Source organism: Pseudomonas sp. IT-P176, assembly GCF_949767245.1.
In the GTDB taxonomy this organism is placed as follows: Bacteria; Pseudomonadota; Gammaproteobacteria; order Pseudomonadales; family Pseudomonadaceae; genus Aquipseudomonas.
This window is the reverse complement of record NZ_CATKPN010000032.1, coordinates 99077-106521: the sequence shown is the minus strand read 5'-3', so window position 1 is coordinate 106521 and position 7445 is coordinate 99077. Positions and strand designations below refer to the sequence as shown.

4 protein-coding genes are annotated in these 7445 nt (G+C 60.3%); 3 read left to right on the top strand and 1 reads right to left on the bottom strand.

Annotated features, from left to right (window positions below):
• Positions 1–2165, bottom strand: a 2165-nt coding sequence (locus tag ACM6IP_RS05235; RefSeq protein WP_414861086.1) for a retention module-containing protein, incomplete at its 3' end; no start/stop codon positions are given.
• 356 nt (positions 2166–2521) lie between these two features.
• Between ACM6IP_RS05235 and ACM6IP_RS05230 the strand changes: the two genes are divergently transcribed.
• The 3 genes from ACM6IP_RS05230 to ACM6IP_RS05220 are packed head-to-tail and all read left to right on the top strand — an operon-like array spanning position 2522 to position 7428.
• On the top strand, positions 2522–3874 hold the full coding sequence (locus ACM6IP_RS05230) for a TolC family outer membrane protein (protein ID WP_414861085.1): 1353 nt from the start codon (positions 2522–2524) through the stop codon (positions 3872–3874).
• A gap of 40 nt (positions 3875–3914) precedes the next feature.
• Positions 3915–6071 (top strand): type I secretion system permease/ATPase, encoded by a 2157-nt coding sequence (locus ACM6IP_RS05225; RefSeq protein WP_095170824.1) that lies wholly within the window; start codon positions 3915–3917, stop codon positions 6069–6071.
• Positions 6061–7428 carry an HlyD family type I secretion periplasmic adaptor subunit gene (locus ACM6IP_RS05220; protein WP_095170826.1) on the top strand — a complete coding sequence of 456 codons (1368 nt, stop codon included), beginning with the start codon at positions 6061–6063 and terminating at the stop codon, positions 7426–7428. The genes ACM6IP_RS05225 and ACM6IP_RS05220 overlap by 11 nt, the downstream gene beginning before the upstream one ends.
• Positions 7429–7445 lie beyond the last annotated feature (17 nt).

The following is a 7445-nucleotide window of genomic DNA, read 5'->3' as shown; positions in this document are numbered from 1 at the left end:
TTGGTGCCGGCTTTGATGACCACGGTATCGCCGTTGCTCAGGGTCACGGTCAGGTCCTGCTTGAGGACCTGATCGACCTTGACGGTGAACTTCGGTGCAGCGTTTTCCAGGACGTCGCCGTTGCTTTCGATGGTGACGGTAACGGTGTCGATGCTATCGGAGATGGTGGTAACGGCCGGAGTAGTGCTAGGCACCAAGCTCTCAAAGTTACCGCCAGTGGTAGCCGTGATCGTCGTGCTAACGGTGCTGCCGTTGACATACACGTCGTTCGCTGGGGTATCGACCACTACAGAACCGCTGGTTTTACCCGCCTCGATGACGATGACCGAGCCATTGCTCAAGGTCACGGTCATCGGCGTGCCCGCCGGGTTGGTCAGAGTTGCAATGTAAGTGATCTGACCGCCTTCGGTAATACCGCCGGTGGCGGTAAGGGTCAGGCCAGTGGCATCCGGCGAGTCGGTAATGGTGGTGACAGCTGGTGTAGTGTCCGGCACCAGGTTCTCGAAGTTACCGCCAGTGGTGCCGGTAATCGTCGCGCTAACGGTGCTGCCGTTGACATACACATCGTTCGCCGGAGTATCGACCACCACATTACCGCTGGTTTTACCCGCCTCGATGACGATGACCGAGCCATTGCTCAAGGTCACAGTCATCGGCGTACCCGCCGGATTGGTCAGGGTCGCGGTGTAAGTGATCTGCCCGCCTTCGGTAATACCGCCAGTGGCGGTCAAGGTCAGGCCGGTGGCATCTGGCGAATCGCTGATGGTGGTAACGGCTGGAGTGGTGTCTGGCACCAGGTTCTCGAAGTTACCGCCGGTAGTACCGGTAATGCTGGTACTGACAGTACTGCCATTGTTGTAGACGTCATTGGCCGGAGTATCGACCACCACAGTACCGCTGGTTCTACCCGCTTCGATGACGATGACCGAGCCATTGCTCAAGGTCACAGTCATCGGCGTACCCGCCGGATTGGTCAGGGTCGCGGTGTAGGTGATCTGGCCGCCTTCGGTGATACCGCCAGTGGCGGTCAAGGTCAGACCGGTAGTGTCAGGCGAATCGGTAATGGTGGTGACAGCAGGAGTAGGGCTTGGCACCAGGTTTTCGAAGTTGCCGCCGGTAGCGCCAGTAATGGTGGTAGTGACAGTACTGCCATTGTTGTAGACGTCATTGACCGGAGTATCGACCACCACGGTGCCGGTGGATTTACCGGCTTCGATGGTGATGACCGAGCCGTTGCTCAAGGTCACGGTCACCGGCGTCTGTGCCGGGTTGGTCAAGGTGGCGGTGTAGGTGATCTGGCCGCCTTCAGTGATCGTCGGCTCCGCGGTCAGTGTGACCGTGGTGGTGTCGATGGTGTCGGTGATCTGGGTGACGGCAGGTGTCGGGTCGACGGTCAGTACCAGGCCGCCGCCACCGGTGGTGCCGGTTACGGTGACGGTAATTTGCGACGGGTCGGTGTAGACGCTGTCGTTCGGGGCCAGGGGAACGTTGACGCTGCCAGTGACCTGGCCGGCAGGGATGACAATGATCGCGCCATTGGACAGGGTGATGGTCAGGTCGCTCAGCGGTGCCTGGGTCACGTTCGCGGTGTAGACCAGTACGCCGCCTGCTTCGGTGATGGTCGGCGTGGCGCTCAGGCTCAGGGTCGAGCCGCGCAGCAGGTTGTCGTTACTGCGGTTGTCCTGGCCGCCGGTGGTGTCTTCCACGGCGGTGAAGGCGGAATTGATGCCCGCTGTCGGGAAACCAATGGTCGGGTCAACCCGGCCAGCGGTGGCGTCCAGCATCACAAAACTGTGACCACCTCCGGCGGCGCCCCCGGTACCTGCGGCGCTTTGGCCGGCTGCGGTGGCTTCCAGTTCGGTGGTCGGGTCGGCGCCCGCGACGATGGCTTGCTGCAGTTCTTCTACCGACGGTGCGGCCTGCGCGGTGGCTTGTGCCAAGTCGGTACTGGAGTCCGGAGCACTGCCGCTCCATTGGCTGTCGCGGCCCAGGTCCAGCATGCGCCCGTCAGCCAGTTCCAGGGTCACGGCGCCCGCCGGGCCGGTGTCCAGTTGGTCACCTACGAACAGCCGATCGCCTTCAATCAAAATACGGCGGATGCCCTCTGGGGACACCGCAAAAACTTGACCGACAATGCTTTTGACGATGGCAACAACACTGCTCATTAAGGACTCTCCGGTGTTCCGTTCAGTAGGCTTCCATAGACCTGAAAGGGCATTTTGCCGATTCAGCCTGGACGTACATAAAAATAATAGACGTACAAATGACGCGCTTTTCCGTCAATAATTTGGCAATAACTTTTCGCGATTAACTTAATGCCAAACTATTGACCTTCTGCAGGGCATCCTAAACAATTGCCCCGGTAATGTCACATTGATATTTACGCGGCGACCTGTCCTGCAGCGTGTGATCCAGTTCCTGTTTCGAGCTATCTGACATACGGCCATTTCGGTTGCCATTTTCCGCCGCAGCAGCTCCTTTTTGCTGTGATTTGAGACATGAAGTCCTGGGAAATCCTTTTATGCTTTCGCACCTGTTCAAGGCTCTACCGTTTGCCCTCGCCGCCAGTTTTGTAAACGCTCAAACCCTGCCTCAAGCCATGCAACAGGCACTGGACGTCCACCCGGAAATCCAGGCCGGCGTGAACAATCGCCTGGCTGCTGATTATCAACTCAGAGCAGCAGAAGGGGGGTACCTGCCCAAGGTCGATTTGCTCGGCGGATATGGTCGCGAAGGTACCGACAGCCCGAGCGCCCGCGCGGGTACTGGCAGGAACGATTGGGAAACCTTGAGCCGTGGCGAGTCGAGTCTGCGCCTGCAACAAATGGTTTTTGACGGTTTTGCGACGTCCAGCGAAGTCGGGCGTCAACAAGCCACCGTCAATTCTCGCGCCTATTCCTTGCTGGGGACCTCCGAGCGCACCGCGTTGACCGTGGCCCAGGTTTACCTCGATGTGCTGACCCGTCGCGAGTTCGTGCAACTGGCCGAAGACAACCTGCGTAATCACGAACGCATCTTCGATCAGATCAGGCTGCGCACCGAGCGCGGCGTAGGCCGTACCGCCGACCGTGACCAGGCAGAGGCGCGCCTGGCCCAGGCACGCAACAACCTGATCACCGAGCAGACCAACCTGGCCGATGCCCAGACCAATTACTTGAGCGCCGTGGGCCAACTGCCGGATCAACTGGAGCGTCCTGCGCCGTTCATGGCCATGCTGCCGGCCAACCTTAATGAGGCGCGCCAGCAGATGCTGGACAACAGCCCTATCCTGCGTTCCGCAGAATCGGACATCGTTGCCGCCGAGAAGCAGTACGACACCGCCAAGTCGGCGTTCTACCCGCGTTTTGATGCCGAGCTGGGCCGCACCGCCGACAACGACCTGGATGGCATGAACGGTCACAGCAATGAATGGCAGGCGATGTTGCGCATGCGCTTCAACCTGTATGCCGGCGGCAGCAACAAGGCTGACCTGGAATCCAAGGCCTATCAGTCCAACCAGGCGCTGGATATCCGCAACAATGCCCTGCGGGTGCTGAACGAGGAACTGGGCCTGGCCTGGAACGCCTTGAACAACGCCAACGCCCAGGTGCCGATCGCCCAGAAGTATGTCGACTACAGCACCAGCGTGCGCAGCGCCTACCAGCAGCAGTTCAGTCTTGGCGAGCGGACCCTGCTCGACTTGCTCGACAGTGAAAACGAATTGTTCAGCGCTTCCCGCCGCCTGGCGGAAATCAAGAACATTCAGTTATTTACTCAGTATCGAATCAAGGCGACCATGGGCGAGTTGCTCAAAAGCCAGGGAGTGGTCGCACCGATGGCCTCCGTCGTGCAGAACGACGTGAAGCCAAAAGTCCAGCTACCTGGCATGAATTGAGCTTTATTTAATGTTCAATTGATAGCCAAGAGTACCGAGCGTGGAATCAGAAGCCAGTCGAGTTCATCTCAGTCATGATCCACGCGCGATGCACGATGATCCGTTGCTCGACGGATTATTGGCGCTATGCGCCCTGCACCAGAAACCCGCCAGCGCAGCAATGCTAACCACCGGGTTGCCATTGCCCAAGCAGCGCCTGAGTATCGATCTGCTGCCCCGTGCAGCGGCGCGTGCCGGCCTGCAAGGGCGGGTGCTGCAACGCAAGCTGGACAAGATCCCCGCGATTGCCATGCCGGCGCTGTTGCTGCTCAAGGACGATCGCAGTGCGGTCCTCCTGGGCTGGCAGGGCGACGACCAGGCACGCTTGCTGCTCAGCGAAAGCGACGGTGGCGAAGTCCTGGTCAGCCGCGAGATGCTCGCGGACGATTACACCGGGCAGGCGTTCTTCGCCCAGCCCCAGCATAAATTCGATGTGAACCACGGCACCCTGATCCCGCGTGCGCGTTCCTGGTTCCGCGACACCCTCAAGCGTTCGCGCTGGCTGTACGCCGACGCCATCGCCGCCAGTTTCCTGATCAACATCATCGCCATGGCCGCGCCGCTGTTCGTGATGAACGTCTACGACCGCGTGGTGCCCAACCAGGCTGAAGCGACCCTGTGGGTGCTGGTGGTTGGTATTACCGGCGCCTATATGTTCGACCTGATCCTCAAGAGTTTGCGCAGCCTGTGCCTGGACCTGGCTGGCAAGAAAACCGACCTGATCATCTCCGCCACCCTGTTCGAGCGGATCGTCGGCATGTCGATGAAATACCGACCCGCCCGGGTCGGCAGCTTTGCGCAGAACATCCATGAGTTCCAGAGCCTGCGCGACTTCCTCGCCTCGTTGACACTCACCAGCCTGATCGACCTGCCGTTCACCCTCCTGATTTTCCTGGTGATCGCCCTGCTGGGTGGGCATCTGGTGTGGATTCCGATGCTGGCCTTCCCGATCGCCCTGTTGATCGGCTATGTCTTGCAGAAGCCGTTGCAGGCGACCATGGAACGCACCATGGCCCTGGGCGCAGAGCGCCAGTCGAGCCTGATCGAAACCCTCGCCGGCCTGGACGCAGTCAAGGTCAACAACGCCGAGAGCGAGCGCCAGTATCAGTGGGAGCAGACCATCGGCACCCTCAGCCGTCTAGAGCTGCGGGTAAAAATGCTCTCCGGGTTGTCGATCAACATCACCTTGCTGATCCAGCAACTGGCCGGGGTGATCATGATCGCCTTCGGTGTGTACCAGATCATCGCCGGCAACCTGAGCATGGGCGGCCTGATCGCTTGCTACATGCTCAGTGGCCGGGCACTTAGCCCGCTGGCCTCGCTGTCCGGCCTGCTGACCCGCTATCAACAGGCGAAGGTCACCATGGGTTCGGTCGACCACATGATGGAGCTGCCCCAAGAGCGTAACTTCGAAGAGCGCCCGCTGAGCCGCCGGGTGGTGCAAGGCGCTATCGAGTGCCGCCAATTGAACTTCACCTACCCGGGGCAACAGAACCCGGCGTTGAAAAACATCAACCTGGTGATCAAGCCGGGCGAGAAGATCGGCATCATCGGCCGCAGCGGCTCGGGCAAAAGCTCCCTGGCCAAGCTGCTGGTCGGCCTGTACCAGCCGGATGACGGTGCCTTGCTGGTCGACGGTGTGGACATTCGCCAGATCGACGTCAGCGAACTGCGCCACAACATTGGCTACGTGCCGCAGGACATCCAGCTGCTGGCCGGGACCCTGCGCGATAACCTGGTCTCCGGTGCCCGCTACGTGGAAGACGAAATGGTCCTGCAGGCTGCCGAGCTGGCGGGCGTGCACGAATTTGCCCGCCTGCACCCGCAGGGTTACGAGCTGCAAGTCGGCGAGCGTGGGCAAAACCTTTCCGGCGGCCAGCGGCAGAACGTGGCCATGGCCCGTGCGCTGCTGCTCAATCCGCCGATCATGCTGCTCGACGAACCGACCAGCGCCATGGACAACACCGGTGAAGAACGCTTGAAACAACGCCTGCAAGCCGTTATCGAGAACAAGACCGTGTTGCTGGTCACGCACCGGGCCTCACTGTTGTCGCTGGTCGACCGGTTGCTGGTCATCGATCGTGGGCAAATTCTCGCCGATGGTCCAAAAGCCGTGGTCATGGAAGCGTTGAAGAAGGGGCAGATCAGTGTTGCTTAAGTCCGGTATGCGCGACTCGATCCGTCGTTATTTCAAAGGCTCCGACTCACTCGATGGGCAACCGCTGCCAGAGGTCAAGAAGGCGCTGATCGAAGACGCCCCGCGTGTGGTGCGATTGACCATCTGGGGCATCATCGGCTTCTTCGTGTTCATGCTGGTCTGGGCCAACTTTGCGGTGATCGATGAGGTCACCCGTGGCGACGGCAAGGCGATCCCCTCGTCCAAGCTGCAGAAAATCCAGAACCTTGAGGGCGGGATTGTTGCCGAGTTGTTCGTTCGCGAAGGGCAGATCGTCGAAGCCGGCGCGCCACTGATTCGCCTGGATGACACGCGGTTTGTGTCCAACGTCGGCGAAACCGAAGCCGACCGCCTGTCCATGCTGCTGCGTGTGGAGCGCTTGAGCGCCGAGGTCGATGACCGCCCGCTGGCCTTCCCGGATGACGTGATGAAAGCCGTGCCAGTGCAGGCCGCCAGCGAAGAATCCTTGTACATCAGCCGTCGCCAGCAATTGCACGATGAAATTGGCGGGTTGCAGGAACAACTGATCCAGCGTCAGCAAGAGCTGCGTGAATTCAGCTCCAAACAAGCGCAGTACCGCCAGGCCCTGGGCTTGCAGCGCCAGGAAATCAACATGTCCGAGCCGCTGGTGGCGCAGGGCGCGGTGTCTCCGGTGGAAGTGTTGCGACTCAAGCGGGCGGAAGTCGAAACTCGCGGCCAACTGGATGCCACCACCCTGGCGATCCCTCGTGCCGAGTCGGCGATCAAGGAAGTACAACGCAAGATCGACGAAACCCGCGGTAAATTCCGCAGTGAGGCGCTCACCCAGCTCAACGAGGCGCGCACCGACCTGAACAAGGCCCAGGCAACCGGCAAGGCGTTGGAAGACCGTGTCAGCCGCACCCTGGTGACCTCGCCGGTGCGGGGTATCGTCAAGCAACTGCTGGTCAACACCATCGGTGGGGTGATTCAGCCCGGCAGCGACATGGTGGAAATCGTCCCACTGGACGACACCCTGCTGGTGGAGGCGAAGATTCGCCCGCAAGACATCGCGTTCCTGCATCCGGGCCAGGAAGCCATCGTCAAGTTCACTGCCTATGACTACACCATCTACGGTGGCCTCAAGGCCAAGCTGGAGCAGATCGGTGCCGACACCATCACCGACGAAGACAAGAAAAACACCTACTACATGATCACCCTGCGCACCGACCGCAGCCACCTGGGCACCGATGAAAAGCCCTTGCTGATCATCCCCGGCATGGTGGCCTCGGTGGACATCATCACCGGCAAGAAATCCATCCTCAGCTACCTGCTCAAGCCGATCATCAAGGCCCGGGCGGAGGCGTTGCACGAGCGGTAGTTTTCGGTTGTAGCTAT